At 46.8% G+C, this 205-nt stretch carries 1 pseudogene; it reads right to left on the bottom strand.

Going from position 1 to position 205, the window contains the following annotated elements:
• A pseudogene (locus LRP50_RS25670) lies at positions 1-205 on the bottom strand (alpha-amylase family glycosyl hydrolase); the annotation flags it as partial.

Genomic DNA, 205 nt, shown 5'->3' with positions numbered 1-205 from the left:
ATAGTGGTTGCTCATGATGGCATACGCACAAACATCAATACAGAAAGCACTCGCCAACGTTAACAGGCGTTTCTCAATCCACCCTCTACGGTGTTCATAGGATTGCTGGGCGTTTTCATCATACCCACAAAGAAATGATCGCCGAACACAACGTGAAACACAGTGGTAGTAAGGGGTTGCGTCGATACTGATGAGAGATGAACGG

The sequence above is a fragment of the Enterovibrio gelatinilyticus genome, assembly GCF_028683095.1.
Lineage (GTDB): Bacteria > Pseudomonadota > Gammaproteobacteria > Enterobacterales > Vibrionaceae > Enterovibrio > Enterovibrio gelatinilyticus.
This window is presented reverse-complemented; position numbering and strand designations above follow the sequence as displayed.